The following is a 25,207-nucleotide window of genomic DNA, read 5'->3' as shown; positions in this document are numbered from 1 at the left end:
CCCGGCATCGGCCCCGGCTTCCACACTCCCCCGTCGTGCACCTCGACGACCAGATCCCCACTGGTCGTCCACGTCCGCATGGAGGCCGTGTCGGCCCCGTGGGTGACGGCGTTGGTGGCGACCTCGTTGACGGCGATGACGAAGTCGCCGATCGCGTCCTCGGGCATGCCGGCCTGGCGGGCCTCGTGCTCGGCGAACTGCCGGACCCGAGGCAGGTCCGGCAGCGCGAAGCGGAGCTGTTTCACGGGCGCGCCGGGCGGCGGGCTCACGAAGCCCGCTTCAGGCTCTGCGCCTTCGTTCACCCGGCGACCGCCCTCGTCAGCCGACCAGCTCGGAGCGTAGCTGGTCGAGAACCTTGCGAAGGATACGTGAGACATGCATCTGTGAGATTCCAAACTCGGCCGCGATCTCGGCCTGCGTCATGTTGCCGAAGAAGCGCAGCAGCAGGATGTGCTTCTCGCGCGACGGGAGCGCGTCGATGAGCGGTTTGACGGCCTCCCGGTCGACCATGGTGCTCAGCGTGTCGTCGTCCTCGGGGATGACGTCGCCGAGCGAGGCGGCGTCGTCGTCGGTGCCGAGCGGCGCGTCGAGCGACAGGGTGCTGTACGCGGCCGAGGCGTCGAGCGTCAGCAGGACGTCCTCCTCGCTGATGTTCATCTTGGCGGCCAGCTCCGCCACCGTCGGGGACCTGCCGAGATCCTGGCTGAGGTCGGCGACGAGCCTGTTGAGCTCGGAGCGGCGCTCCTGGTAGAGGCGGGGCACCCGGATGGCCCAGGTGCGGTCGCGGAAGTGCCGCTTGACCTCGCCGGTCATCGTCACGACCGCGTAGCCCCTGAACGCGTGGCCGAGGGTCGGGTCGAAGCCGTTGACGGCTTTCATCAGGCCAACATACGCGGCTTGGAGGAGATCCTCCAAAGGTTCGCCGCGGTAGCGGTAGCGTCGGGCGATCTCCATGGCGAGCGGCCGGTGCATCTCGACGATGCGCTCGCGCAGGCGTTCCTTCAGGCTGTCGGGGGTCTCCTCCCTGACCATCTCGGCCAGGAGTTCTTCCGCGGTCATGTCCTCGAGGATGTATTCCTGCACAGCCATCGCTGCTCCTCATATGGGATTCGCAGGCGGCCTCCCCAAGCGAAAAAGCCCAGGCAGAGGCACGCCTCGCTCTACTCTCGAGACCAAAGCCCTCTGCTGGACCTCGGATCCAGTGTCCCCCCTCCCGCGGGAAGTATTCCTCGGTCGCGTGGTGACAGTAGGGTTGCTCCGTGACAATGCCGGAGAACGGCGAGGGGCCTGTGGCGGCCCTGAGCCTCACGTCGTCAACCGTGGACGAGATCACGGTGATCCGTGTCGACGGCGTGCTCGACGCCACGACGCGGGAGCAGTTCGCCGACTACCTGGCGATGGCCGGCGCCGACCTGGTCCTGGACCTCGCCGGGGTGACCTTCATGGACTCGCGGGCGCTGGGGCTGATCGTGCACCACTGGCAGACGAGCCTCACCTCGGGATCCAAGTTCGCGCTGATCGGCGTCGAGTACACGAAGTCCAAGGTGATGTGGATCACGGGGCTGGCCCAGCGCCTGCCCATCTACGACACCCTGGACGACGCGCTCGCGGCGCTCAAGAGGTAGCCGCCCACGAGGTAGGGACTCGCCAGGCGGACGCTCAAGAGGTGGGGCGCCGCGCCGACTTGCGCTGATGCTCGTCGACCAGTCTCCTCGCCAGGTCGGCCACCTTGACCTGATGGTGCTGGGAGATCCGGCGCAGCTCGTCGAAGGCGGCCTCGGCGGTGCATCCGCTGGTCTGCATGATGATGCCCTTGGCCTGGTCGATCACCGACCGTCCGGCGAGGGCCTCCTGCAGCTGGGCGGCGTCGGTGCGCACCTCCTCGAACTCCCACATGTTCGACATGGCCACGCCGACCTGCTCGGTCAGCATGTCGGCGAGCGCGTGGGCCCCCTGCGGAGAGAACGCCCCGGGCCGTACGGAGTAGAGGCCGACGACGAGCAGGGCGGGCGGCACCTCGATGGGCACGACCAGCGCCGAGCGCACGCCCCAGCGGGTCGCGAGGGCGTCGTAGCGGGGCCAGCGGGTCTCTTTGAGCACGTCGGTCACGGTGGCGCGGCCGCCGCTCTGCCGGGCCTCGATGGAGGGGCCCTCGCCCAGCTCGCGTTCGCCTTCGACGAGCATGATCAGCTCGCTGTGGGAGCCGGAGACCAGCACGCGGTGCTCGCGCCAGTGCTCGGCGGAGGCTCCCGAACATCCCGGGACCCCCGCGGTCAGCGCCGTGGTCAGGCCGCGGAGCACGCTCTCGGTCGAGGTGTCCTCTCCCAGTCGGCCGAGTGCGGCCAGGTCACGGGCCAGCCCAGGAGTGATCATCGCGGTCGATTCCATAGCAATAAGCTTCTACCCCTTATGGCTAGCATTATCCCGAGTGGCGTAGCGTCAGACCATGACGATGCCGGACCTCGAACACGCGCTGGACGCGCTCGCCGGACGCGTGTCCTCGTTGCGCGAGGCGAGGACCGCCTACCCCGGTGACCTTGCGCCTATCCTCGACGCCGCGCTCGCCGAGCTCGACACGGCCGCCGAGCTGCTGGCCGAGGCACGCGAGGCGCTGCGCAAGGCGCCCAAGCGGGCGGGCGGCAGGAAGGACGGCGCACAACGCGAGCTGAAGCTGCTGCGCCAGGTGTTCCGGGCCTTCCCCGTGCCCGTCGTCGTGCTCGACGGCGGCGGCGTCGTCCGGCGGATCAACCCCGAGACCTCCCGCATGCTGGGCAGCCCGGACGGCTACCTGGTGGGCCGGTCGTTCCCGCTGCTGGTGGACGTGTCGCGGCGGGCGGCGTTCCGCTCGCACCTGACGTCGGTGCTGCAGACGGGGCAGCCGTCGGCGTTCGAGACCCGGCTGGCGCACCAGGGGCGCACACACGTGGTGCAGCTGGCGCTGACCCGGCTGACGATGCCGGGCGAGCCGCAGCAGATGGTGGCGGCGGTGGCGCTGCCGACCGAGGTGCAGCTGCCCGAGCCGGGCACGCGCCGGCCCGAGCAGTCCGACGGCGCGCTGCTGCTGGCCGCGGCCCGGCGGCAGGACCTGCTGGCCAAGATGGCCGCGCTGCTGCTGGACGAGGAGGCGCTGCTGCGCCCGGTCGCGCTGCACCGCGCGACGCGGCTGCTGGCCGCCGAATGGGCGGACTGGGTGATCGCCGACGTCGTACGCGACGGGGTGCCGCGCCGTTCGGTCGTCATGGCGCCGAAGAACCACCCGCTGGGCGACCTGGTCCGGCAGGTCGAGTCCGCCGACCCGGCGGGCAGCCAGGTCGTCGCGCAGGTGCTGGAGCGCGGCTCGGGCGTGGTGCAGGAGATGGTGGACGACGAGACGCTGCTCGGCTTCTGCGCCGACGGCCCGGTGCTGACGGCGATGGGCGCGGGCTCGCTGCTGAGCGTCCCGATCGGCCGCGGCGACGGGGTGCTGACGCTGGTGCGCTCGCACGACAAGCAGCCGTACGCGCTGGCGGACCTGGCGGTGATGCAGGAGGTGGGCCTGCAGCTCGGGCTGGCGGTGCGGGCGCAGACGAGCTACCAGAGCCGTTCGCGGGCGGCGGAGTCGTTGTCGGCGAGCGTCGCGCCGCGCAACCTGCCCGACGTGCCGGGCTACGAGGCGGCGGCGGTCTACCACCCGGGCTCGTCGGTGGGGGCCGAGTTCTACGACGTGTTCCCGGTCTCGGGCGGGTGGGGGTTCGCGCTGGGCGGCGCGGCCGGCAAGGGCGAGGAGGCCGCCTCCGTCAGCGCCATGGTGCGCGGCGGGCTGCGGGTGCTCAGCGTCTGGGAGTCCGACCCCGACCTGGTGATGCGCAAGGTCAACGACGCTCTGGTGGCGCAGGGCACCGGCATGTTCGTGATGGCGGTGGCCGGGTTCGTCAAGGGCCGCGACATCCGCCTGTCGTCGGCCGGCCACCACCCCGCCGCGCTGCTGCAGCCCGACGGCGGCGTGCGCTTCGCCGCGGGCGGCGGCGTGCCGCTGGGCATCTCCCCCGAGGCCGAGACCGGCGTGGAGGCGCTGACGGTCGCGCCCGGCGAGACGCTGGTGCTCTACTCCGAGGGGCTCATCTCCTCCAGGAACGAACGCGGCGAGCCGTACGGCGAGGAACGGCTGGCCGACGCGCTCAGCCGGTGCGCTGGCCAGTCGCCGTCCACCGTGGTCAAGGCGGTGGAGGCGGACCGGCACGCGTTCTCGGGCGGCCAGGTTTGGGATGAGATCGTGGTGTTCGCCTTGCGTGGCGTCTGATCTGCGAGGGTTTGCGAATCAGCCGAACCTGGGTATGGTCAAAGGCGTAGTACGACGTGCCTAAGACGCAGGCACACCCTTCAGGCTTTTTCACGCTGCAGAGGTGTGCCATGAACATTGCGATCGTCGCTTCCGCCAACGGCAAGCAGCGCCAGCGGATCCTGTCCGTCGCACGGGAGCTGGGGCGCGAGCACCACGTCACCATCTACTCCCGCCGTGACAACGCCGAGGACAAGCCCAAGACGCGGGTGGCCCCCGGAGTCACGTTGGAGCACATCGACGTGGGGCCGGCCAAGGAGCTGGCGCCCGACGACGTGGCGCCGTACCTGAACGACGTCGGCGACCATTTGATGCGGCGGTGGAGCCAGCACCGGCCGGACGTGATCCACGCGCACTCGTGGACGGGCGGCCTGGCCGCCGTGGCGGGCGCGAAGGGTTTGGGGGTGCCGGTCACCCAGACGTTCCACACGGTTGACAGCACGCACATCGAGGTGGAGCGGGCGCTCGGCCGCCGGGCCAACGCGGTGATCGCCGGCTCGGGCGACGAGGAGTCGGCCCTGATCCGCCTGGGCGTGCCGCGCAACAACATCGCGGTGGTGCCGTACGGCGTGGACACCGAGCGTTTCCAGCGCCGGGGCGCGGTGGCCTCGAAGGGCAGCCGCAAGCGCCTGCTGCACGTGGGCCCGCTGACGATCGAACGCGGCGCGCACACCATCGTGCGGGCGCTGCAGGGGCTGGGCGACGTCGAGCTGGTCATCGCGGGCGGCCCGGAGCCCCAGGAGCTGGAGCAGGACCGGGACGCGCGCCGCCTGCGCGCGCTGGCCGAGCAGCTCGGCGTGGCCGACCGGGTGACGCTGCTGGGCCAGGTCAAGCGCTCGGCGGTGCCGAAGCTGATGCGCAGCGCGGACGCCGTGGTGTCGGTGCCGCGCGAGGCCGTGACGGGGATCGTCGCGCTGGAGGCGATGGCGTGCGGCGTGCCGGTGATCGCCTCGGCCGTGGGCGCGCACCTCGACTCGATCGTCGACGGCGTCACCGGGTTGCTGGTGCCGCCGGACCGGCCGGCCCGTACCGCGCGGATGGCCCGCGAGCTGCTGACCGACCCGACACTGCGGACGGCGCTCGGGTACGCGGCCGCCGACCGGGCGCGCTCGCGCTACTCGTGGGAGCGGGTCAGCCAGGAACTGGTCCGGGTCTACGAGGCGGCCTGCGCCTGAGAAGACTCGCCATGACGAGGGGCCCGGGAGTCCGGGCCCCTTCTCATGCGCCGGGGAGCAGCCGGGCGGCCTTGAGGCCCAGGTGCAGCGCCAGGCGGTCGTCGCCGTCGCCCAGGTCGCGGTGGGTGAGGCGCTCGGCCTTGCCCAGCCGGTAGTAGAGCGTCTGGCGGTGGATGCCGAGCTCGGCGGCGGTCCGCTGGACGTGGCCGCCCCGGTCGAGGTAGATCTCCAGCGTCTGGGCCAGCTCGGCGTCGAGCGCCGCGGTGTCGGCGGCCAGCTCGCGCAGGTCGGCCTGGCTGAGCCGGGCCAGCAGGCGGTGCACGCCGAGGTCCTCCCAGTGCGCGACCGGCGCGTGGCGGGGGAAGTGCTCGGCGATGCGCAGCGCCTGGCGGGCCTCGCGCCAGCTCAGCCAGGCGTCCGCGGGGTCGTCCCTCGGGCCGCCGACGCCGGCCGCGGTGCCGTACGCGCTCTGGACGGTCTGCGCCACCTCGGCCGCCAGGTGGGCGGGGCTGAGCAGGGCGACCGGTTGGCCGGGGCGGGCCAGGACGCCGCGCGGGAGCGTCCAGAGGGCGGCCAGGCGCTCCTCGGACTCGCGTACGGCGATGGCGGTGACCGGGCCGGGCAGCTCCACGGAGGCGTTCGCGCGCTCCTCGGGGTCGGCGGACAGCAGCGCGCGCAGCTCGCGCCCGAGGTCCTGGCGGCTCCTGGCCTCCTGGGCGAGCGCGGCGGCGGCCGTGGCGACGAGCGGCGCGGCCGTGCGCAGCCGTTCGTCGGTCAGCTCCCCGGAGTCGAGCAGCCACAGGTAGCCGTAGGTGACGTCGCCGTGCCGCAGCGGCCAGCAGACCCGGGCCAGGACCTTGAGCTCGGCGTCGGCGGGGATGCGGACGGGGGCGTTCGCCCGGGCGATGCCGTAGCGCTCGAAGTATTCGCGCACCTCCCCCGTGGCGCGCCGGCGCAGGATGGACTCCTGGCGGACCGTGTCGATGTCGCCGTGCTGCGCCCCGTAGGCCAGCAGCCGGAACGAACGGTCCTCCAGCGTCGCGGACGCCCCCAGCCGGGCGGCGATCTCGTCGACGATCTCTTGTAGGTCGGCGGAATTGTGCATTTGTACGACAGCGTGCCACACTGCGCGTTACGCGCGTCGATGGCCCCCTTTGACCTGGCTTTTTAGACTTGAATCATGCTGGGTCAACTGCTGCTCGCCGCTTCCAACAGCGGCGTCGTACGCCGCGCCGTGTCGGGCTTTCCACTCACCAAGAAGGTCGTGGACCGGTTCGTGGCGGGCGAAAGCGTCGAGGAGGCCCGCAACGCCGTCGAACGGCTGTGTGACGCCAAGCTCGCCGTGACCGTCGACCACCTCGGCGAGGAGACGCGCGACGCGCGCGCCGCCGAGGCCACCGCGAACGCCTACATCACGCTGCTGGAGGCGCTGAAGCCGCTGCGGCTGGGCACCAGGGGCGAGGTGTCGGTGAAGTTGTCGGCCGTCGGGCAGCGGCTCGACGACGCCATGGCCCTGGAGCACGCCCGCGAGATCTGCGCCGCCGCCGCGGCCGTGGGCGCCACCGTCACGCTCGACATGGAGGACCACACCACCGTCGACTCCACGCTGGGCATCCTGCGCAAGCTGCGCGAGGACCACCCGTCGACGGGCGTGGCCATCCAGGCGTACCTGTTCCGCAGCGAGGAGGACTGCCGCGACCTGTCGGCCGAGGGCTCCCGCGTCCGGCTGGTCAAGGGGGCCTACCGTGAGCCGGCCTCCGTCGCCCACCAGGGCCGGGCCGCCGTCGACAAGGCGTACGTGCGATGCCTGCGGATCCTCATGGCGGGGAAGGGTTACCCCATGGTGGCGACGCACGACGATCGCATGATCGCGATCACCGAGCTGCTCGCCGACCGGTTCGGGCGGACGATCGGCGACCACGAGTTCCAGATGCTCTACGGAATCAGGACGGACCTGCAGGAGTCCCTCGCCGGGGCCGGCCACACGGTCCGCGTCTACGTCCCCTACGGCGACGACTGGTACGGCTATTTCATGCGCCGCCTGGCGGAGCGCCCGGCCAACGTCGCCTTCTTCCTTCGTGCCCTTGGGGGTAAGTAAATGGATGCCATCAGCAACGTCCCCGTGCCCGAGAACGAGCGCGTGTACGGCTACGCTCCCGGCAGCCCCGAGCGGGCCGCGCTGGAGAACCGCATCAAGGAGCTGGCCGGGGCGTCGATCGACCTGACCATGACCATCGGCGGCGAGCAGCGTCTGGGCGGCGGGGCCGCCATCGACGTGGTGCAGCCGCACAACCATGCCTCCGTCCTGGGCCGGACCAACGACGCTTCGGCCCGGGACGTGCAGGACGCCATCGACAGCGCGCTGCGGGCGGCGCCGGCCTGGCGGGCGCTGCCGTTCGACGAGCGGGCGGCGATCTTCCTGAAGGCGGCCGACCTGCTGTCGGGCCCGTGGCGGGCGACGCTGAACGCGGCGACCATGCTGGGCCAGTCGAAGTCGGCGCAGCAGGCGGAGATCGACGCGGCCTGTGAGCTCATCGACTTCCTGCGCTTCAACGTGGCCTACGCGCGCCGGCTCTATGCCGACCAGCCGAACTCGTCGCCGGGCGTGTGGAACAGGATGGAGTACCGGCCGCTCGAGGGCTTCGTGCTGGCGATCACGCCGTTCAACTTCACCGCCATTTCCGGAAATTTGCCGACTTCGGCGGCTTTGATGGGGAACGTCGTCGTCTGGAAGCCGTCCCCGACGCAGCAGTTCGCCGCGCACTTCACCATGCGGCTGCTGGAGGAGGCCGGGCTGCCGCCGGGCGTGATCAACCTGGTCACCGGCAACGGGCAGGCCATCTCCGAGGTGGCGCTGACCCACCCGGCGCTGGCCGGCATCCACTTCACCGGCTCGACCGCCACGTTCCAGCACCTGTGGCGCACGGTCGGCGAGAACATCGCCTCCTACCACGGCTACCCGCGCCTGGTCGGCGAGACCGGCGGCAAGGACTTCGTGCTGGCCCACCCGTCCGCCGACCCGGCGGTGCTGTCCACGGCGCTGATCAGGGGCGCGTTCGAGTACCAGGGCCAGAAGTGCTCGGCCGCCTCGCGCGCGTACGTGCCGCGCTCGGTCTGGAACCGCATGCGTGACGACTTCGTCGCCACCGCCGAGTCGCTGACCGTGGGCGACGTGACCGCCGACCTGTCGACGTTCATGGGCGCGGTCATCGACGGCCGGGCGTTCGCCAAGCACAAGGAGGCGATCGACCGGGCGCGCGCCGCGGCGAACATCGACGTCCTCACCGGCTCCTACGACGACTCCGTGGGCTACTTCGTCAAGCCGACGATCCTGGAGTGCGCCGACCCGACCGACGAGATCTTCGTCAAGGAGTACTTCGGGCCGATCCTCGGCGTGCACGTCTACGACGACGGCGACTACGACGCCGTGCTCGACCAGATGGAGGGCATCGCCCCGTACGCGCTGACCGGCTCGATCATCGCCCAGGACCGGTACGCGATCAACGCCGCGTCCGAGCGGCTGCGCTTCGCGGCGGGCAACTTCTACGTCAACGACAAGCCGACCGGCGCGGTCGTCGGCCAGCAGCCGTTCGGCGGCGGGCGCGCCTCGGGCACCAACGACAAGGCCGGCTCGATCTTCAACCTGACGCGGTGGGTGAGCGCCCGCGCGATCAAGGAGACCTTCGTGCCGCCGACCGACCACCGTTACCCGCACATGGGCTGATCTTCGCGCCCATTGTCACCAGAAGCCCCCGGGTCCTGCCCCCGGGGGCTTCTGGCGTAATGTGCAAGATTCGTGTCGTTGACGCCATGACGCGCCCGCGACAAGCATGGAAGGCATGCAGCGGCGGGTCCTGATCGTCGTCTTCCCCGGCTTCCAGCTCCTCGACATGGCGGGGCCGGCCGACGTGTTCGGCCTGGTCGCCCTGCTCTCCCCCGGCGACTGCTACCGGGTGGAGGTCGTGGCCGTGCGCGCGGGCGGGGTGAGCGCGGGCAACGGCGTCACGGTCACCGCGTCGGCGATCTCGGAGGTCACCGGGCCGGTCGACACGCTCATGGTGGCCGGCGGGATGTCCGTACCGGACCACGTGGCCGACCGGGAGCTGGTCGCGGGCATCGCGGCGCTGGCCGGGCGCGCCCGGCGGGTGGCCTCGGTCTGCAACGGCGCGTTCCTGCTGGCGCAGGCCGGGCTGCTGGAGGGCCGGCGGGCGACCACGCACTGGCTGGCCGCCGACGAGCTGAGCCGCCGCTACGCGGGCGTCGAGGTGGACGCCGACCCGCTCTACATCGAGGACGGCCACGTCTGGACCTCCGCGGGCGTGCTGTCCGGCGTGGACCTGTCGCTGGCGCTGGTGGCCAGGGACCACGGCCACGCGCTCGCCCGCAAGGTCGCCCGCGGCCTCGTCGTCTACCTGCACCGGCCGGGCGGCCAGAGCCAGTTCAGCACCCCCATGCGGGCCCTGACGCCGCGCAGCGAGCCGCTCAGGGAGCTGCAGGCCTACATCGAGGCCAACCCGGCCGCCGACCTCAGCGTGCCCGCGCTCGCCGCGCGGGCCCGGATGAGCGAGCGCCACTTCTCACGCGTCTTCACCGAGCAGACGGGCATGTCACCCGGCCGGTACGTCGAACGCAGCCGCGCCGAGGTCGCCAGACGGCTCCTGGAGGTGACGGGCCTGCCGCTGGACACCGTGGCCAGGGAGTCGGGGCTCGGCTCCCCGGAGACGCTCTACCGCGTCTTCCGTCGCCATTGGCGCGTCACCCCCGGCGACCATCGCCGCCGGTTCCAGTCGAAGGAGAGATGACCCGTGCACGCCGTCATACCGCTCTATCCCCGGTTCACCGCGCTCGACGCCGTGGGACCGTACACCGTGCTGGCCTTCGCGCCGGGCTGGACGGTCACGTTCGCCGCCGCGCAGGCGGGGCCGGTGACCGACGACAGGGGCTCGCTCACGCTGGCCGCCACGGCCTCGTACGCGGACGTGCCCGCGCCGGACGTCATCGTGGTCCCCGGCGGGCCCGGCACCCTGGACGTCATGGAGGACGAGGCCCTGGTCGGCTGGATCCGGCGCGCGCACGAGCACGCCCGGTGGACGACGTCGGTCTGCAGCGGCTCGCTGCTGCTCGGCGCGGCCGGGCTGCTCGGCGGGCGGAGGGCCACCACGCACTGGGCGCTGCTCGACCTCCTCAGGACCTTCGGCGCCGAGCCGGTCAGCGAGCGCGTGGTGGAACAGGGCGACATCGTGACGGCCGCCGGGGTGTCGGCGGGCATCGACATGGCGCTGACCCTGCTGGCGCGGGCGGCCGACCCGATGACCGCGCAGAGCGTGCAGCTCGCCATCGAGTACGACCCGCAGCCGCCGTTCCACGCCGGCTCCCCCGCCACCGCCCCCGAGGGCCTGGCCGAGCGCGCCCTCGCCCTCATCACCTGACCGTCAGCCCTCCTGGGCGGCGCCGAGGGGGAGGACGTCGAAGTGCACGACCACGTGCGCGACGTCCTCCCCCTCGCCGTGCGCGTCTTCCCTGCCGTCCGAGACGGCCCGGAAGCGGTCCAGCACCGCGAGCACCTCGTCGCGCATCCGCTCCGTCTCGGCCACGGTGAGCCGCAGCGACCGCCGCCCGTACACGCTCGCCTCCACCCACTCCCGCGGCGCCTGATCCGCCGCGCGCCGCCAGCGGGCCAGCTCCGCGCCGCGCCGGCTCACGAGGTCGTCGAGGAGGCGCTCCATCGCGCTCACCGCCTCGGGATCGCCGGCGGGCGGCTCGCCGTAGGAGAAGCCGCCAGGCGTGACGCGCCAGTACTTCTCCTTGCCCCGCCCCATCCCGGGCACGATCTCGATCATGCCGTGCCGGGCCAGCTCACGCAGGTGGTAGCTGGTCGCGCCGGTGTTCTGCCCCAGGAGGCCGGCGAGGCGGGTGGCGGTGGAGGGGCCGTGCTCGTCGAGCAGGTCGTACATCCGCAGCCGCAGCGGATGGGCGAACGCCTTCAGGGCTGCCGCGTCGAGCGTCCGGCCGGAGTAGCTCTTGTGTGCCATAGTGTGCAAGCTTATCTATGCAAAGAAATCTGTGCACACTTGGGAGTGAACCCGTGGGACGTTCGTTCGGTTACCTGTGGTGGTCCACGGGCGCGTCCAATCTGGCCGACGGCGTCCTGAAGGTCGGCGCGCCGCTGCTCGCCGTCTCCATGACGCGCTCGCCCGGCCTCGTGTCCCTGGTGGCCGCCGCGGGCACGCTGCCCTGGCTGGCGCTGGCCCTGCACGCGGGCGCGCTGGCCGACCGGGCCGACCGGAGACGGATCATGGTCGCCGCCAACCTGGCCAGGAGCGTCGTGCTCGCCGCCGCCGCGCTGGGCGCCTGCCTCGGCCTGCTGAACCTGTGGCTGCTGGTGGCGGCCGTGCTGCTGGCCGGCGTGTGCGAGGTCTTCGCCGACCTGACGGCGCAGTCCGTCCTGCCCATGACCGTCGCCCGGCAGGACCTGACGAGGGCGAACGGCCGGGTGTCCACCGCCCAGATGATCGGCAACGACTTCGTCGGCGCCCCCGTGGCGGGCCTGCTCGTCGTGGCCCTGCCCGCCGCCGTCTTCGGCGCTCCGGCCCTGCTGTACGCCGCCGCGGGCCTGCTGCTGCTCGGCATGCGGGGCACGTACCGAGCGGGAGGCCCGGCTTCGGCACGGCGGCCGCTGCGCCGGGAGATCGCCGAAGCGCTGCGCTACCTGTGGTCGCACCGCGTCCTGCGCAGCCTCGCGATCACGGCCGGCCTGCTCAACCTGGCCAACTCCGCGTACTTCGCGGTATTCGTGTTGTGGGCGGTCGGCGACGGGTCGCCCATGGGGCTGGAACCGGGCCGGTACGGCCTGATGACCGTGGCCTTCGCCGCCGGCGCGGTGCTCGGCTCGCTGCTGTCCGGGCGGGCCTGCGCCCTGTTCGGCGAGGTCAGGACGCTCATCGGGGCCTGGCTCGCGTCCAGCCTGCTGCTCCTGGTGCCCGTAGCCGTGCCGTCGGCGTGGGCGCTCTACCCGGTCGCCGTCCTGTGGGGGATCACCGGCGCGGCGGGCAACGTGCTGGTGATCTCGACCCGGCAGCGGCTCATCCCGGACGCGCTGCTGGGCCGGGTCAACTCGGCGTACCGGCTGGTGGGGATGGGCGGGATGCCGCTCGGCGCGGCGCTCGGCGGTCTCGTGGCCGAGGTGGCCGGGATCGGGGCCGTGCTGGTGGGCGCGACGGCGGTGTGCCTGGCCGCGGTGGCGCTGGTGTGGCGCGCCCTGTCGGATCGAATTTCCGGCGCGCTGACCAGCGAGCCCACACTTTCTGACATATCCAGATCACGTTAGGCACGCATGGAAGTGCGGCGAAGTGACATGATTATCCCCGAGCATGAGGGGATGGTATGCGGAAGATCGGCGGACGGTACCTCCTGCACGAGGAGGCCGGTCGTGGGGGTATGGGAGTCGTCTGGCGCGCCTTCGATCAGCTCCTCCACCGTACGGTGGCGCTGAAGGAGCTGACCTTGGCCGGGGAGGCCGAGATGGTGCGTCGCCGGGTGCTGCGCGAAGCCCGGATGGCCGCGGGGCTGACGCATCCCAACATCATCACGGTGCACGACCTGATCGAGGAGGGCGGCAAGCTCTGGATCGTCATGGAGTACCTCGACGGGCTGTCCTTGCATCAACTGCTCTCGCAGGTGGGCACGCTGCCCGCGCAGTCGGTGGCGGCCATCGGCCAGCACCTGCTCGCGGCGCTGCGCACGGCCCACCAGGCGAGCGTGCTGCATCGTGACGTGAAGCCTGCCAATGTCATGCTGACCGGCGACCGGGTGGTGCTCACGGACTTCGGCATCGCGACGGCCGAGGGCGACATCCGGATGACGACGTCGCGGCGGCTGCGGGGCACGCCAGCGTTCATGGCGCCCGAGCGGCTGCACGGGGGGCCGGCCTCCAAGGAGGCCGACATGTGGTCCTTCGGCGCGACGCTCTACAGCGCCATCGAGGGCCAGCCGCCCTATCCGGGTCAGGACGCGGCGACGGTGCTCGCCATGGCGCGCAGCGGGCCGTACCCGCCGCCGCGGCGGGCCGGGGTGTTGCGGCCGCTGATCGAGGGCCTGCTCCACCACGACCCGGTGCGCAGGTTCACACCGGAGCAGACGGCGACGCTGCTGGCGGGCATGCGGGCGAGCGCGTACCAGGCGGCCATCTGAGACAGGGGCGGGCCGGGCCCGCCCCTGTCTCTCAGTCGTCCTGCCGGCTCGCCCGGGCCTCGGCCTCGGCGGCGTCCATCGCGGCGGCCTCCTCCGGGGTCGGCGCGCTGCCGCCGAGGTGGGCCGGCTGCCACCACACGCCGGGCGGCACCTCCGGGTACGTGCGCTGCGCCCGGTCGACCAGCTCCGACAGCCGGGTGTGCAGGTCGGTGGTGTGGTCGTTGACGTTCTCGCCACGCTTGGGGTACATCGGCTCGCCCACCAGGATGGTGAGCGGCACGTGCCGCTGCAGGAGCTTGCGCGGCCGGCCCTTGGTCCACAGCCGCTGGCCGCCCCACAACGCCACCGGGATGACCGGGGTGCCGGTGGCCTGGGCCATGCGGATGGCGCCGCTCTTGATCTCCTTGACCGTGAACGACCGGCTGATCGTGGCCTCGGCGAACACGCCCACCACCTCGCCCGCCTTCAGCATGCGCAGCGCCGTGGCGTACGAGCCGGCGCCCGCGCCGCGGTCGACGGGGATGTGGTGCATGCCGCGCATGAGCGGCCCGGAGACGCGGTGCTTGAACACGTCCTCCTTGGCCATGAAGCGCACCAGGCGCTTCGACGGCAACGCGGCGAAACCCGCGAAGATGAAGTCGAGGTAGCTGATGTGGTTGCTCACCAGCACCGCTCCCCCGGACCTCGGCACGTGCTCGGTGCCCTCCATGTGGAAACGCAGGTCGAGCACGCGAAACAGGGTCCGCGCGGCGGCGATCACCGGCGGGTACACGATCTCAGCCATGACCAGAAGGTAGCAGTCCGTCAGGACTGCCCCCATCCCCCCAGCGCACGCTTGCGCAGTCGGGAAAGAGGGCAGATGTTCAGACCATGAAGAAGCTCATCAACACGGCAGAATCCGTCGTTGAGGACGCGCTGAACGGCATGGCCGCCGCCCACCCGTCGCTGCGGGTCCGCGACCGGGTGGTCTACCGGGCCGAGGGTCCCCGCCCGGGCAAGGTGGGCGTGGTCTCGGGCGGCGGCTCGGGTCACGAGCCGCTGCACGCCGGATTCGTCGGGTACGGCATGCTCGACGCCGCCTGCCCCGGCGAGATCTTCACCTCACCCGTCCCCGACCAGATCGTGGAGGCGACCCAGGCGGTCGACGGCGGCGCCGGCGTGCTCCACATCGTCAAGAACTACACCGGCGACGTGCTCAACTTCGAGATGGCCGCCGAACTCGTCGAGGACGTCGAGGTCGCCAGTGTGCTGGTCGACGACGACGTCGCCGTCCAGGACTCCCTCTACACCGCGGGCCGCCGCGGCACCGGCGCCACGCTGTTCGTGGAGAAGATCGCCGGCGCGCTGGCCGAGGAGGACGCCCCGCTCGCCGAGGTCGCCGCCGTGGCGCGCGAGGTGGACGAGCGCAGCCGCTCGTTCGGCGTCGCCCTGACCTCCTGTACGACCCCCGCGGCCGGCAAGCCCATGTTCGACCTGCCGGAGACGGACGTCGAGCTGGGCATCGGCATCCACGGCGAGCCGGGCAGGGCGCGGGTGCCGATGCGCCCGGCCCGCGAGCTGGCCGTCCTGGCGATGGAGGCGATCCACGCCGACCTGCCGCTGCGCGACGACCTGCTCGTCATGGTCAACGGCATGGGCGGCACCCCGCTCATGGAGCTGTACGTCGTCTACGCCGAGGTGGCGGCGTTCGCCCGCGGCAAGGGGGCGCGGGTGACGCGCTCGCTGGTCGGCAACTACGTGACGAGCCTCGACATGCAGGGCTTCTCCGTGTCGGTCTGCCGCCTCGACGAGCGGCTGACCCGGCTGTGGGACGCGGCCGTCGAGACGCCAGCGCTGCGCTGGGGGCGCTGATGAACGCCTCCCTGTGCGTGGCCTGGTTCGAGGAGGCGGCCCGGCTCGTGCACCGTGACCGCGACCGTCTGACGAGGCTCGACGCGGAGATCGGCGACGGCGACCACGGCACCAACCTCGACCGCGGCCTGACCGAGGTCCGCAAGGCGCTGGCCGAGTCCCCGCCCGGCTCCCCCGCCGAGGTGCTGACGCTCGCCGGCACGACGCTGATCCGCCGCGTCGGCGGCGCCTCCGGCCCGCTGTACGGGTCGGTGTTCCGCCAGATGGGCAAGACGCTGCAGTCCCCGGTGACGCTGGCCGCGTTCTCGGCGGCGTTCGAGGAGGGCGTCGTGGCGGTCGAGCGGCTGGGCAAGGCGGCGCTGGGCGACAAGACCATGGTGGACGCCCTGGCCCCGGCCTCGCGGGCGCTGGCGCTGGCCGTACGCGACGGGGTGGGCGTGCGGGAGGCGATCGAGCAGGCGGCCCGCGCGGCGGCCGAGGGCGCCGAGGCGACGATCCCCATGCGCGCCCGCAAGGGGCGCGCCAGCTACCTCGGCGAGCGCAGTGTCGGCCACATGGACCCGGGGGCGGCCTCGTCGGCGCTGTTCATGGAGGCGCTGGCCACCGTGGTGCGCGAGGCGGCGTGATGGTGGGACTGGTCCTGGTCTCCCACAGCGCCGGGCTGGCGGCGGAGACGGCGGCGCTGGCCCGGGGCATCGCGGGGGCGCAGACGCCGGTGGCGGCGGCCGGCGGCACGGCGGACGGCGGCCTGGGCACGAGCACCGACCTCATCGAGGAGGCGATGCGCAGCGTCGACCAGGGCGACGGCGTGGTGCTCATCCCCGACCTCGGCAGCTCCGTGCTGTCCGCCCGGCTGCTGGAGGAGGAGGGGCGCGTGGTGATCGCCGACGTGCCGTTCGTGGAAGGGGCGATCTCGGCGGCGGTGGCGGCGGGCGCGGGCATGCCGCTGGCCGACGTGCTCGCCGCCGCCGAGGAGGCCCGCGCCTTCCGCAAGCTCTGACGGCTCAGTGGCCCTTGAACGCCTCCTCCAGCCACCAGGAGCCGCGCTCGCTCGTCACCTTGGCGTGCACCAGGAGGGGGCCGTCCAGCGGTCCGCGCGCCCACTCCCCGACCGCGGACAGGTCCTCCGGGCGGGTGACCGGTCACGGCGGGGATGCCGTGTCCCCGGGCGATGGCGGCCAGGTCGGCCGGGGGGAACCTGACCGTGTCGAGCGGGTGGTCGTGCGGGCCGAAGTGATGCACCTCGGCGCCGTACGCCTCGTCGTCGTAGACCACGATCATCATGGGCAGGCGCAGGCGGACGACCGTCTCCAGCTCCGACAGGCCCATGAACGCGCCGCCGTCGCCGAGGGCGGCCACCGGGACGCGGTCGGGGCGGGCCAGCGCCGCGCCGATCGCCGTCGCGAGGCCCAGCCCGACCGACTGGAACGCCTGCGTGAAGCAGAACCCGCCCTCGTCAGGGACGTCCAGGAACATCGACGGATATCCCATGAAATTTCCGGAGTCGACGGCGATGATGCGTTCCGGGGGCAGGACGTCGTCCAGGCCGATGGTGAGCGTCCGCGGGTCGATCCGGCCGCCGCCGCTCTCGTCCTCGTACGGCACCGCCCGCCAGCGTCCCTCGGCCTCGATGCGCCGGGCGAGCTCCGGCGTGCGGTATCCCTGCCCTTGGGTCAGCCGGCCGGCCACCGCCCGGGCCACGTCCGCCACGTCGCCCGTCACGCCGAGGCCGGCGGGCACGTGCGTCTTGAACGCGGCGGGGTCGAGGTCGACCTTCACCACCTTCGTCCCCGGCGAGACGAGGGAGCCGTGCCGGGTGGTCCACATGTTGAGGGCGCAGCCCCAGGCCACGACGAGGTCGGCGCCGCGGATCAGCTCGGCGGCCAGGGGCGTGGCGAAGCCGCCGGAGACGTCGAGGTCCCACGGGCTGCCGCGGAAGAGCCCCTTGGCCACCGCGGACGTCGCCAGCAGCGCGCCCGTGAGCTCGCCGAGCTCCTCCAGCTCCCGCCGTGCCCTCCTGGCGCCGCGCCCGGCGATGAACACCGGCCGCCGCGCCGCCGCCAGCGCCCGCGCCAGCTCGTCGGCCTCACCGGTGTCCACGGTGACGGCCGCCGGAGCGAGCGCGGGCACCTCGATCGGCCCGTCGTAGGGCGCGGACTGGACGTCGAGCGGCAGGTTCAGCAGTACCGTCCGCCGCTCCTCCAGCGCCATCCGGTACGCCTCGGCCGCCTGCGCCACCGGGCTGCGCGCGGCGTCGAGCCGCATCGGCACCGCCCCGACCGCCGTGGCCAGCGCGGCCTGGTCGATGTGGAAGTTGGAGGTGACCTCGGTCGCCTCGGCAGCCAGGACGATCAGCGGCGTACGGCTCTTGGCCGCCTCGGTGACGCCCGTCATCGCGTTGGTGAGCCCCGGCCCCTGGTGCACCGACACGAGGGCGACGCCGTCCGTCATGCGGGCGTAGGCGTCGGCCATCGTGGCGGCCCCGGCCTCGTGACGCGCCGCGATGAAGTGGGAGCCGCCGGCGAGCAGGGCGTTGGTGACGTGGAAGTTGCCGCTGCCGACCACCCCGAAGGTCATCTCGGCGCCGCACGCGGCCAGCGCGCGGCCGACGGCCTCGGCGAAGATCACCGTTCCACCAGGGCCAGGACGCGGACCGGGCTGCCGGAGCCGTGCACGATGGGCAGCGGCGGGGCGACCACGACGGCGCCGGTCACCGGCAGCCGGTCGATGTTGCGCAGCTGGGTGAGGCCGTACTTGCCGGCGCCCAGGAGGAAGGAGTGGCACGGGAAGGCCGGGTCGAAGGAGTGGGCGGCGCCCGCGTCGGTGCCGACGGTCTCGACGCCGAGGCCGAGGATCGGCGTCTCGGAGGCCAGCCACGAGGCGCACTCCACCGAGATGCCCGGCGTGTGCGGGCCGCTCTCGTCGGCGTTGATGAAGGACGCCTGGTCGGCGGAGCGGGCGTCCCAGCCGGTGCGGTAGAGCAGCCAGCCGCCCTCGGGCAGCGGGCCGTTGGCCCGCTCCCACTCCTTCACGTGGTCGATCTGGAGGAGGAAGTCGGGGTCCTTGGACGCCTCGGCGGAGAAGTCGAGCACGACGGCGGGCGCGATGAGGCTGCGCACGGGCACCTGCGAGACGTCCTCGCCGTCGCGGCCGGTCACCCAGTGGACGGGGGCGTCGAAATGCGTCCCCGTGTGCTCGCCCGTGTGGATGTCGTTCCAGTACCAGGCCGGGCCGCGGTCGTCGTAGCGGCTGATCTCCTCCAGCCGGAACGGGATCGTGTTGCCGAACGGCTCGGGCAGCTGCAGGATCGGCGTCTCCGCCGTGAGGGGCGCGGTCAGGTCGACCACCTCGATCGCACCGTTGCGCACACTGTCCACGAAGCTCTGCAACACCGACATGTCGTCCTCCTTGTTTGGGCGTGAGCGCATCCTCCTACGCTGTCCCCGGCCGTGCCAACAGCTCACACCCTGGTCCACTCGGCGCAACCGCCGGTGTGGAACTCCTTGTCCGCGGGCTGGACGGTGACGCTCGCCGGGCCCGCGGGCATGCCGCTGGCGATCACGCCGCCGGTGGCGTTCATCCTGACCCAGTAGCACATGGTGAACCCGGCCACGGGGCCGGTCGTGCGGTAGGTGCCGGGCTGGATGTCCGTGCCGACCTCGAAGGTCCGCAGCAGGCCGGACGCGGGGTCGATGGCCGGGCCGGTGGGGAGCGTCTCGCCGAGACCCGGCTGCCCGGGCGCGGTCTGCTCCGGCGGGAGCACCCCGGGCGGGGTCTGGCTCGGCACGGTCTGACCCGGTGGCGTCTGGGCGGGTGGTGTTTGAGCTGGTGGCGTCTGGGCTGGTGGGGTGGCCTCCGGCGGCGTTCCCAGGGTGTCCTGCGGGGCGGGTTCGCTCTCGGTGACCGTCACGGTGACCCGGGGCGCGGACGAGTCGGGCTCCGCGCCGGCGCCGAAGCCCACGAACACCCCCAGCAGGAACCCCAGCAGGGCCGCGAGTCCCGACACCAGCAGGATGATCGGCGGACTGCTCGTCGCCCTCGGGTACTCGGGGACCGGGGCGTATTCGGGAGGGGGCGGCCCGTACATCACGGGACCAAGCGTCCCATCCCTGTCAACGGTGCAGGTAGTCGACCAGGGACGCCTTCTCGGTCTCCAGCTCCTCGATGGCGCTCTTGACCACGTCGCCGATGCTCACGATGCCGACGAGCCGGCCGTCCTCCACGACGGGCAGGTGCCGGAAACGCTGGGTGGTCATGGTGCGCCGCAGCGAGTCGACGTTCTCGGCGGGTGTGACCGTGTGGACCTCGGTGGTCATGATGGCCGACACCGGCCCGTCCAGGATCGCCGGGCCGCGGTCGTGCAGGCGTCGCACGACGTCGCGTTCGGACACGATGCCCTGGATGGTGACGCCGTCGGAGGACACCACGACGGCGCCGATGTTTCGTTCGGCGAGCTTGGCGAGCAACTCCCGCACGGTCGCCCCTGGGGCGACGGTCGTGACGTCGGCGCCCTTGGCGCGAAGGATCGTCCCGATGAGCATGTGCACCACCCCTTCGCCCTCAGTGTTCCAAGCCAGCACGCGGGCAAACAACCCCGTGGGGGTGCGGCGTGCGTACTCCCGTAGGCTGCATTCGCTACGGAATGCCGTACAAATGCTGAAATATCACCCCAGGGACACGCGAGATGACCGAGCCGCTCAACACCGGAAGTCACGACCTGCCCATCACCGAGGAGCTCGCCGCGTTCATGCGCACCGGCTGGGCCGGCGCCCGGGCCTCCGAGGTCACCGCGCGGCCGAGCGCGCCGTGGGCGGCCAAGCGCCGCGCCGCGCTCGCGCAGCGGTTCCCCGGCGAGCGGCTGGTGATCCCGGCCGGCACCCTGAAGGTGCGCAGCAACGACACCGACTACCGGTTCCGGCCGCACAGCGCGTACGCGTACCTGACGGGGGCCGGCGAGTCGGACGACGTGCTGGTGATCGAGCCGTCCGGCGAGGCGGTCCTGTACGTACGGCCCCGCGCGCCACGCGAGGAGGGCCAGGAGTTCTACCGCGACCGCCGCTACGGCGAGTTCTGGGCGGGTCCGCGCCCCGACCTGGCGGAGGCCGCAGAGATGTACCAGATCGAGTGCGCGCACATCCGCGACCTCGACCTGAGAAGGCCGGCGCGGGTGCTGCGCGGCGTGGACGCCAAGGTGGACGCGCGGGCGCCGCGCGGCGACGGCGACGCGGAGCTGGAGTCGTTCCTGTCGGAGATGCGGCTGGTCAAGGACGAGTGGGAGGTCGGCGAGCTGCAGGCGGCCGTCGACTCGACCGCGCGCGGCTTCGAGGACGTCGTGCGCGCGCTGCCCCAGGCGATCGCCCACCCGCGCGGCGAGCGGTACGTGGAGGGCGTCTTCGGCCTGCGGGCGCGGCTGGAGGGCAACGCGACCGGCTACGACAGCATCGCGGCGTCCGGGTCGCACGCGTGCGTGCTGCACTGGATCCGCAACGACGGCGCCCTGAACCCGTCCGACCTGCTGCTCCTCGACGCCGGCGTCGAGACCGACACCCTCTACACCGCCGACGTCACACGCACGTTCCCGCTGTCGGGGCGCTTCAGCCCGGTGCAGCGGCAGGCGTACGAGCTGGTGTACGAGGCGCAGAACGCGGCCATCGCCGCCCTCCGGCCGGGCGCCCGCTTCCGCGACTTCCACCTGGCGGCCATGCGCGTCATCTGCGACGGGCTGCGCGACTGGGGGCTGCTGAAGGAGTCGACCGACACGCTCATGGAGACCGGCCTGTACCGCCGCTACACGCTGTGCAGCAGCGGCCACATGCTCGGCCTGGACGTGCACGACTGCGCCAGGGCGCGGGCCGAGGTCTACCTCGACGGCGTGCTGGAGGAGGGTCACGTGCTCACCGTGGAGCCCGGCCTGTACTTCCAGCCCGACGACCTGACGCTGCCCGAGGAGCTGCGCGGCATCGGCATCCGCATCGAGGACGACCTCGTCGTCACCGCCGGCGGGGCCCGGCTGATGTCCTCGGCCCTCCCACGCCACCCGGACGAGATCGAGTCCTGGATGTCGGCCCTGCGGTGAGGGCGCCGTCCTAGGATCGTCGTGTCAACGGCAGGCGGTGCCCCCGCGGGCACACGAGCGACCGAGGAACGACCATAGGCCCCCTGGCGATGGGCGGGCGCCCCGAGCAGGTGCGCGCCCCGGACGACTGGCTCACCGACGTGGAGCGGGAACGGGCCGGGCGCTTCCGGTTCGAGGAGGACCGCGAGACCTTCGTGGCCGCCCACCTCCTCGTGCGCGTCTGCGCCGCCGCCGTCCTCGGCGCCGACCCGGCGGAGCTGACGCTGCGCCAGTACTGCGAGCTGCACGGCCACGGCCACGGCAGGCCGTACGTCGAGCAGGCCCCCGAGCTGGGCGTCAGCCTCAGTCACACGCGCGGCTACGTGTGCGCGGCGGCCGGGCCCGGCAAGGTCGGCGTGGACGCCGAGCGCGTGCCGAGGGGGCCGCTGGACCCGGGGCTGGCCGACCGCGTGCTCACGCCGCGCGAGCGCGCGCTGGTCACCGGCAACGACGAGCTGATCAGGCACTGGACCCGCAAGGAGGCGCTGGTCAAGCGGGGCGAGCTGGCGCTCGGCAGGCTGACCACGGGCGGCGACGACCTCACCGGCCGTCACCTGCTGGAGTGGAGCGCCGGGCCGGACATCAGAGTCGCGGTCGTCACCGACGCCCCCGCGAGGAGGGTCCCCATCCCCGGCTAGGGTGGGGGCATGTTCTACCGGAAGCCTCTCGAGGAGCGGATCGCCGACCGCGTCGCCAAGCGCAGGCCGCTCGAAGAGGGCAAGACCTTCGAGCACGGTCCGGCGAAGTTCGTGTTCCTCTCGCTGATCGTCGCGGTCGTGCTCATGCACGTCGTCGGCGTCGCGATCGTCATGGCGTTCACCTGATCCCGTCGCCGTGCGCGGGGTGCAGGAAGACCTGGACGATCCCGGGGAAGGCCTCCCGCAGGCGCCGGTCGAGCTCGTCGCAGGCCGCCTCCACCCCCGCGGCGCCGACCTCGTCCCTGAAGGCGACCTTCGCGGCGACCAGGACGGCGCCGGGGCCGATCATCATCGTCAGCAGCTCCACCACGTCCTCGACCTCGCGCTGGGCGATCAGCACGGCACGGATGCCGGTCTGGATGTGCGGCGGCGCGGCCTGGCCGACGAGCAGCGACAGGTTCGACTGGATGAGAGTCAGCGCGACGACGAGCAGGAGCACGCCGATCGCGACCGAGGCGGCTCCGTCCCAGACCGGCGAGCCGGTCAGCTGCGAGCCGGCCAGGCCGGCGCCGGCGATCAGCAGCCCGATCAGGGCGGCCGTGTCCTCGAACACCACGGCCTTGAGCGCGGTGTCGGACGTCAGCCGCACCAGCCGCACGGGGCCGAGCCCCACCATGGCCGCCTGCCGGCGCAGCTGTGAGTACCCCTTGGCGAACGACAGGCTCTCCATGACGAACGAGACGGCCAGCACGACGTACGCCGGGGTGAGGTTCGCCAGTTCCTCGCCGTGGCCTATCTCGTGCAGGCCGTGCGTGACGGAGAACCCTGCCCCGCCCACCAGGGTCGCCACGGCCGCCATCATCGCCCACACGAACCCGGCCTTGCCGTGGCCGAACGGGTGCCGCCGGTCGGCGGGCCGCCCCGCGCGGCGCACCGCCACCAGCAGGAGGATCTCGGTCACGGTGTCGGCGGCGGAGTGGGCCGACTCCGACAACATCGCCGCCGAGCCGCTCATGAGCCCGGCGACGAGCTTCGCCAGCGCGATCGCGAGGTTCGCCGCACCCGCCACCAGCACGGTGGCCAGGCTGTCCCCCGACTTGCCGCCCATAGGGCATCACCCTACGTGCGCTAGATTGGGATCATGAGCCCGCCTCGCTGGCTATCTCCCGCCGAACAGCGTGCCTGGCGTACGCACCTGGTGCTGCACAAGTTGCTCATGCACCGGCTCGACCGCGAGCTGCAGGAGCACTCTCTGTCGTTGAACGACTACGAGATCCTGGTCAACCTCTCCGAGAGCCCCGAGCGCCGCATGCGGATGAGCGACCTCGCCGACGCCACGATCCAGTCGCGCAGCCGGCTGTCGCACCAGATCTCCCGCATGGAGGCCAAGGGGCTGGTGCGGCGGGAAGACTGCCGCGACGACCGGCGCGGCACGTTCGCGGTGCTGACCGACGAGGGCTGGGAGACGATCCAGCGGCTGGCGCCCGCTCACGTGGCGGGCGTGCGCGAACACTTCGTCGACCGGCTCACCGACGACCAGCTCGAGGCGATCGAGTCGTGGTTCGCGCCCATCGTGGAGCACCTGAAGAAGCTGCGCTGACACCCAACCGATATCGTGCGCGGCGCACGGACTGTCGCCGGCGCTCGCTACGATCCGCTCATGCTCAGAAAGCTACTGATCGTGGCGGTCCTCGCGCTGACGGCGGCGTGCTCGTCCGGCGGCGCCGGGGAGGAGCTGCCCGCCGGGCCGGAGCTGATGAAGAAGGCCTCCGAGGCCATGAAGGCCGTCAAGACGGCCGCCTTCTCGATCGCGACGGAGGGCGAGCCCAACGTGCCGGTCAAGACGGCCGACGGCAGGCTCACGGCGCAGGGCGACGCCGACGGCACGATCACGATCGAGGTGCTGGGCACCTTGCAGGAGCTCACGTTCGCCGTGGTCGGCGACACGGTCCACTTCAAGGGGCCGACGGGCGGCTTCCAGAAGATGACCCGTGAGCAGCTCGCCCAGGTCTACGACCCGTCGGTGATCCTCGAGCCGACCAAGGGCATCGCCCAGCTGCTCGCCTCGGCCACCGGCCCGCGGGTGGAGGGCGTGGAGGGCGAGTCGTACCGCGTGGCCGCGACCTTCCCCGGCCAGGTGCTCGGCCAGATCGTCCCCGGCGTCACCGAGGGAGTCACCGGCACGCTCTGGATCGACCGGGCCACCGGCCGGCTCGCCAAGGCCGGCATCCCGCTGCAGGGCGGCACGGTGACGGTGTCGTTCAGCGACTACGACGCGCCGGTCACGATCACCGCGCCCGCCGCCGGATGAGGCGCGCCCGCCGGGTCGCGCTCGGCGCGGGCGGCGCCGTGGTGCTGCTCGCCGCGCTCGACGCGTACGTCGTGGTGACGGTCCTCGCCGCCGTCGCCGAAGACGTCGGCATCCCGCTCAACCGCCTGGAGCGGGCCACCCCCATCGTCACGGGCTTCCTGCTGGGGTACGTCGCCGCGATGCCCCTGCTCGGCCAGCTCTCCGACCGCTACGGCCGGCGGCCCCTCATCCACGCCTGCCTGGCGGTGTTCGCGCTGGGCTCGGTGCTGACGGCGCTGGCGGCCGGGGAGCCGATGGTTGTGGCCGGGCGTACCGTCCAGGGCGTGGCGGGGGGCGCGCTGCTGCCGATCACGATGGCGCTCATCGGCGACCTGTGGGACGAACGCGAGCGCCCGGTGGCGCTGGGCGCGGTCGGCGCGGCCCAGGAGCTCGGCAGCGCCCTCGGCCCGCTGTACGGCGGCTTGCTGGCGCTGGTGCCGAGCACGGTGGTGGCGGGCGTCGAGCTGGGCGGCTGGCACGCCATCTTCTGGATCAACGTCCCCCTTGCAGCCCTCGCCGCCCTGGCCATCCACATATCAATCCCACCCCGCCCCTACACCACCGCAACCT

General features: G+C 72.4%; 28 protein-coding genes and 1 pseudogene. 18 read left to right on the top strand and 11 right to left on the bottom strand.

All coding sequences use genetic code 11. The annotated features are described in order from the left end of the window. Nucleotides 1-269, bottom strand: a 269-nt coding sequence (locus C1J01_RS26260) for an ATP-binding protein (protein WP_235854678.1), incomplete at its 3' end; no start/stop codon positions are given. 49 nt (nucleotides 270-318) lie between these two features. Continuing rightward, nucleotides 319-1,089, bottom strand: coding sequence for a SigB/SigF/SigG family RNA polymerase sigma factor (locus C1J01_RS26255; protein WP_111181639.1), 771 nt, complete (start codon nucleotides 1,087-1,089; stop codon nucleotides 319-321). 176 nt (nucleotides 1,090-1,265) lie between these two features. Here C1J01_RS26255 and C1J01_RS26250 point away from each other — a divergent pair, with 176 nt between their 5' ends. Next, nucleotides 1,266-1,625 (top strand): STAS domain-containing protein, encoded by a 360-nt coding sequence (locus C1J01_RS26250; RefSeq protein ID WP_111181638.1) that lies wholly within the window; start codon nucleotides 1,266-1,268, stop codon nucleotides 1,623-1,625. A 34-nt stretch (nucleotides 1,626-1,659) separates the two neighbouring features. Here the strand turns inward: C1J01_RS26250 and C1J01_RS26245 are convergent, their stop codons facing one another. Then, the gene (locus C1J01_RS26245) at nucleotides 1,660-2,388 is read right to left on the bottom strand and encodes a GAF and ANTAR domain-containing protein (protein ID WP_111181637.1); all 729 of its coding nucleotides are present in this window, start codon (nucleotides 2,386-2,388) and stop codon (nucleotides 1,660-1,662) included. A gap of 58 nt (nucleotides 2,389-2,446) precedes the next feature. Here C1J01_RS26245 and C1J01_RS26240 point away from each other — a divergent pair, with 58 nt between their 5' ends. Then, nucleotides 2,447-4,279, top strand: a complete 1,833-nt coding sequence (locus tag C1J01_RS26240) for a SpoIIE family protein phosphatase (RefSeq protein ID WP_235854677.1) — start codon at nucleotides 2,447-2,449, stop codon at nucleotides 4,277-4,279. Nucleotides 4,280-4,389: 110 nt separating this feature from the next. Beyond that, the gene (locus tag C1J01_RS26235; protein ID WP_111181635.1) at nucleotides 4,390-5,493 is read left to right on the top strand and encodes a glycosyltransferase; all 1,104 of its coding nucleotides are present in this window, start codon (nucleotides 4,390-4,392) and stop codon (nucleotides 5,491-5,493) included. 43 nt (nucleotides 5,494-5,536) lie between these two features. Here C1J01_RS26235 and C1J01_RS26230 read toward each other — a convergent pair whose 3' ends face one another. Further along, nucleotides 5,537-6,598: a PucR family transcriptional regulator gene (locus tag C1J01_RS26230; protein WP_111181634.1), complete on the bottom strand. Its 1,062-nt coding sequence runs from the start codon at nucleotides 6,596-6,598 to the stop codon at nucleotides 5,537-5,539. A gap of 75 nt (nucleotides 6,599-6,673) precedes the next feature. Between C1J01_RS26230 and C1J01_RS26225 the strand changes: the two genes are divergently transcribed. From C1J01_RS26225 to C1J01_RS26210, 4 genes are all read left to right on the top strand, one after another. Further along, complete coding sequence (locus C1J01_RS26225; protein ID WP_111181633.1) at nucleotides 6,674-7,591, top strand: proline dehydrogenase family protein; 918 nt, start codon at nucleotides 6,674-6,676, stop codon at nucleotides 7,589-7,591. Continuing rightward, nucleotides 7,592-9,217 (top strand): L-glutamate gamma-semialdehyde dehydrogenase, encoded by a 1,626-nt coding sequence (gene pruA / locus C1J01_RS26220; RefSeq protein ID WP_111181632.1) that lies wholly within the window; start codon nucleotides 7,592-7,594, stop codon nucleotides 9,215-9,217. A gap of 115 nt (nucleotides 9,218-9,332) precedes the next feature. Then, complete coding sequence (locus C1J01_RS26215) at nucleotides 9,333-10,295, top strand: GlxA family transcriptional regulator (protein ID WP_111181641.1); 963 nt, start codon at nucleotides 9,333-9,335, stop codon at nucleotides 10,293-10,295. Between the two features lie 3 nt (nucleotides 10,296-10,298). Further along, a complete protein-coding gene (locus C1J01_RS26210) occupies nucleotides 10,299-10,922 on the top strand; it encodes a DJ-1/PfpI family protein (protein ID WP_111181631.1) in 624 nt (207 codons plus the stop codon). 3 nt (nucleotides 10,923-10,925) lie between these two features. On the opposite strand, the gene C1J01_RS26205 is transcribed toward C1J01_RS26210, so the two are convergent. Continuing rightward, nucleotides 10,926-11,525 carry a winged helix-turn-helix domain-containing protein gene (locus C1J01_RS26205; RefSeq protein ID WP_111181630.1) on the bottom strand — a complete coding sequence of 200 codons (600 nt, stop codon included), beginning with the start codon at nucleotides 11,523-11,525 and terminating at the stop codon, nucleotides 10,926-10,928. 53 nt (nucleotides 11,526-11,578) lie between these two features. Here C1J01_RS26205 and C1J01_RS26200 point away from each other — a divergent pair, with 53 nt between their 5' ends. Together C1J01_RS26200 and C1J01_RS26195 are read left to right on the top strand one after the other, a co-directional pair. Continuing rightward, nucleotides 11,579-12,820, top strand: a complete 1,242-nt coding sequence (locus C1J01_RS26200; protein ID WP_235854676.1) for an MFS transporter — start codon at nucleotides 11,579-11,581, stop codon at nucleotides 12,818-12,820. A gap of 56 nt (nucleotides 12,821-12,876) precedes the next feature. After that, nucleotides 12,877-13,683 (top strand): serine/threonine-protein kinase, encoded by an 807-nt coding sequence (locus C1J01_RS26195; RefSeq protein ID WP_111181628.1) that lies wholly within the window; start codon nucleotides 12,877-12,879, stop codon nucleotides 13,681-13,683. 31 nt (nucleotides 13,684-13,714) lie between these two features. Here the strand turns inward: C1J01_RS26195 and C1J01_RS26190 are convergent, their stop codons facing one another. Then, nucleotides 13,715-14,467, bottom strand: coding sequence for a lysophospholipid acyltransferase family protein (locus tag C1J01_RS26190; protein ID WP_111181627.1), 753 nt, complete (start codon nucleotides 14,465-14,467; stop codon nucleotides 13,715-13,717). Between the two features lie 86 nt (nucleotides 14,468-14,553). Here C1J01_RS26190 and dhaK point away from each other — a divergent pair, with 86 nt between their 5' ends. Genes dhaK through C1J01_RS26175 form a run of 3 tightly spaced genes read left to right on the top strand, consistent with a single transcriptional unit; the run spans nucleotide 14,554 to nucleotide 16,534 of the window. Beyond that, nucleotides 14,554-15,534, top strand: coding sequence for a dihydroxyacetone kinase subunit DhaK (gene dhaK, locus C1J01_RS26185; RefSeq protein ID WP_111181626.1), 981 nt, complete (start codon nucleotides 14,554-14,556; stop codon nucleotides 15,532-15,534). After that, complete coding sequence (gene dhaL, locus C1J01_RS26180) at nucleotides 15,534-16,160, top strand: dihydroxyacetone kinase subunit DhaL (RefSeq protein WP_111181625.1); 627 nt, start codon at nucleotides 15,534-15,536, stop codon at nucleotides 16,158-16,160. Before dhaK ends, dhaL begins: the two co-directional genes overlap by 1 nt. Beyond that, nucleotides 16,160-16,534: a PTS-dependent dihydroxyacetone kinase phosphotransferase subunit DhaM gene (locus tag C1J01_RS26175; RefSeq protein ID WP_111181624.1), complete on the top strand. Its 375-nt coding sequence runs from the start codon at nucleotides 16,160-16,162 to the stop codon at nucleotides 16,532-16,534. Before dhaL ends, C1J01_RS26175 begins: the two co-directional genes overlap by 1 nt. Nucleotides 16,535-16,734: 200 nt before the next feature. Here C1J01_RS26175 and C1J01_RS26170 read toward each other — a convergent pair. The 4 genes and pseudogenes from C1J01_RS26170 to C1J01_RS26155 all read right to left on the bottom strand — a co-directional run. Beyond that, nucleotides 16,735-18,111, bottom strand: a pseudogene (locus tag C1J01_RS26170) (thiamine pyrophosphate-binding protein); the annotation flags it as partial. A 47-nt stretch (nucleotides 18,112-18,158) separates the two neighbouring features. Beyond that, the gene (locus C1J01_RS26165) at nucleotides 18,159-18,962 is read right to left on the bottom strand and encodes a cyclase family protein (protein ID WP_235854675.1); all 804 of its coding nucleotides are present in this window, start codon (nucleotides 18,960-18,962) and stop codon (nucleotides 18,159-18,161) included. A 32-nt stretch (nucleotides 18,963-18,994) separates the two neighbouring features. Continuing rightward, entirely contained in the window at nucleotides 18,995-19,621 is a 627-nt protein-coding gene (locus tag C1J01_RS49240) for an Rv1352/Rv1906c domain-containing protein (RefSeq protein WP_500048131.1), read from the bottom strand. Between the two features lie 25 nt (nucleotides 19,622-19,646). After that, nucleotides 19,647-20,075, bottom strand: a complete 429-nt coding sequence (locus C1J01_RS26155; RefSeq protein ID WP_111181640.1) for a CBS domain-containing protein — start codon at nucleotides 20,073-20,075, stop codon at nucleotides 19,647-19,649. A gap of 143 nt (nucleotides 20,076-20,218) precedes the next feature. On the opposite strand from C1J01_RS26155, the gene C1J01_RS26150 reads away from it, so the two are divergent. The 3 genes from C1J01_RS26150 (at nucleotide 20,219) to C1J01_RS50120 (ending at nucleotide 22,473) form a co-directional block, all read left to right on the top strand. Continuing rightward, nucleotides 20,219-21,610, top strand: coding sequence for an aminopeptidase P family protein (locus tag C1J01_RS26150; RefSeq protein WP_111181622.1), 1,392 nt, complete (start codon nucleotides 20,219-20,221; stop codon nucleotides 21,608-21,610). Between the two features lie 89 nt (nucleotides 21,611-21,699). After that, entirely contained in the window at nucleotides 21,700-22,287 is a 588-nt protein-coding gene (locus C1J01_RS26145) for a 4'-phosphopantetheinyl transferase family protein (RefSeq protein WP_111181621.1), read from the top strand. A gap of 9 nt (nucleotides 22,288-22,296) precedes the next feature. Next, a complete protein-coding gene (locus C1J01_RS50120; protein WP_181448969.1) occupies nucleotides 22,297-22,473 on the top strand; it encodes a hypothetical protein in 177 nt (58 codons plus the stop codon). On the opposite strand, the gene C1J01_RS26140 is transcribed toward C1J01_RS50120, so the two are convergent. Next, complete coding sequence (locus tag C1J01_RS26140) at nucleotides 22,466-23,395, bottom strand: cation diffusion facilitator family transporter (protein ID WP_111181620.1); 930 nt, start codon at nucleotides 23,393-23,395, stop codon at nucleotides 22,466-22,468. The genes C1J01_RS50120 and C1J01_RS26140 overlap by 8 nt on opposite strands. A gap of 33 nt (nucleotides 23,396-23,428) precedes the next feature. Between C1J01_RS26140 and C1J01_RS26135 the strand changes: the two genes are divergently transcribed. The 3 genes from C1J01_RS26135 to C1J01_RS26125 form a co-directional block, all read left to right on the top strand. After that, complete coding sequence (locus tag C1J01_RS26135) at nucleotides 23,429-23,887, top strand: MarR family winged helix-turn-helix transcriptional regulator (RefSeq protein WP_111181619.1); 459 nt, start codon at nucleotides 23,429-23,431, stop codon at nucleotides 23,885-23,887. A gap of 60 nt (nucleotides 23,888-23,947) precedes the next feature. Next, nucleotides 23,948-24,598, top strand: a complete 651-nt coding sequence (locus C1J01_RS26130; protein ID WP_111181618.1) for an LppX_LprAFG lipoprotein — start codon at nucleotides 23,948-23,950, stop codon at nucleotides 24,596-24,598. Beyond that, nucleotides 24,595-25,207 (top strand): MFS transporter (locus C1J01_RS26125; protein WP_146615724.1); only part of this gene is annotated, 613 nt, incomplete at its 3' end. The genes C1J01_RS26130 and C1J01_RS26125, both read left to right, overlap by 4 nt.

It is taken from the genome of Nonomuraea aridisoli (assembly GCF_003236395.1).
GTDB classification, from domain to species: Bacteria; Actinomycetota; Actinomycetes; order Streptosporangiales; family Streptosporangiaceae; genus Nonomuraea; species Nonomuraea aridisoli.
The sequence above is the reverse complement of the archived record's forward strand: the minus strand, read 5'-3'. Positions and strand labels throughout refer to the sequence as shown.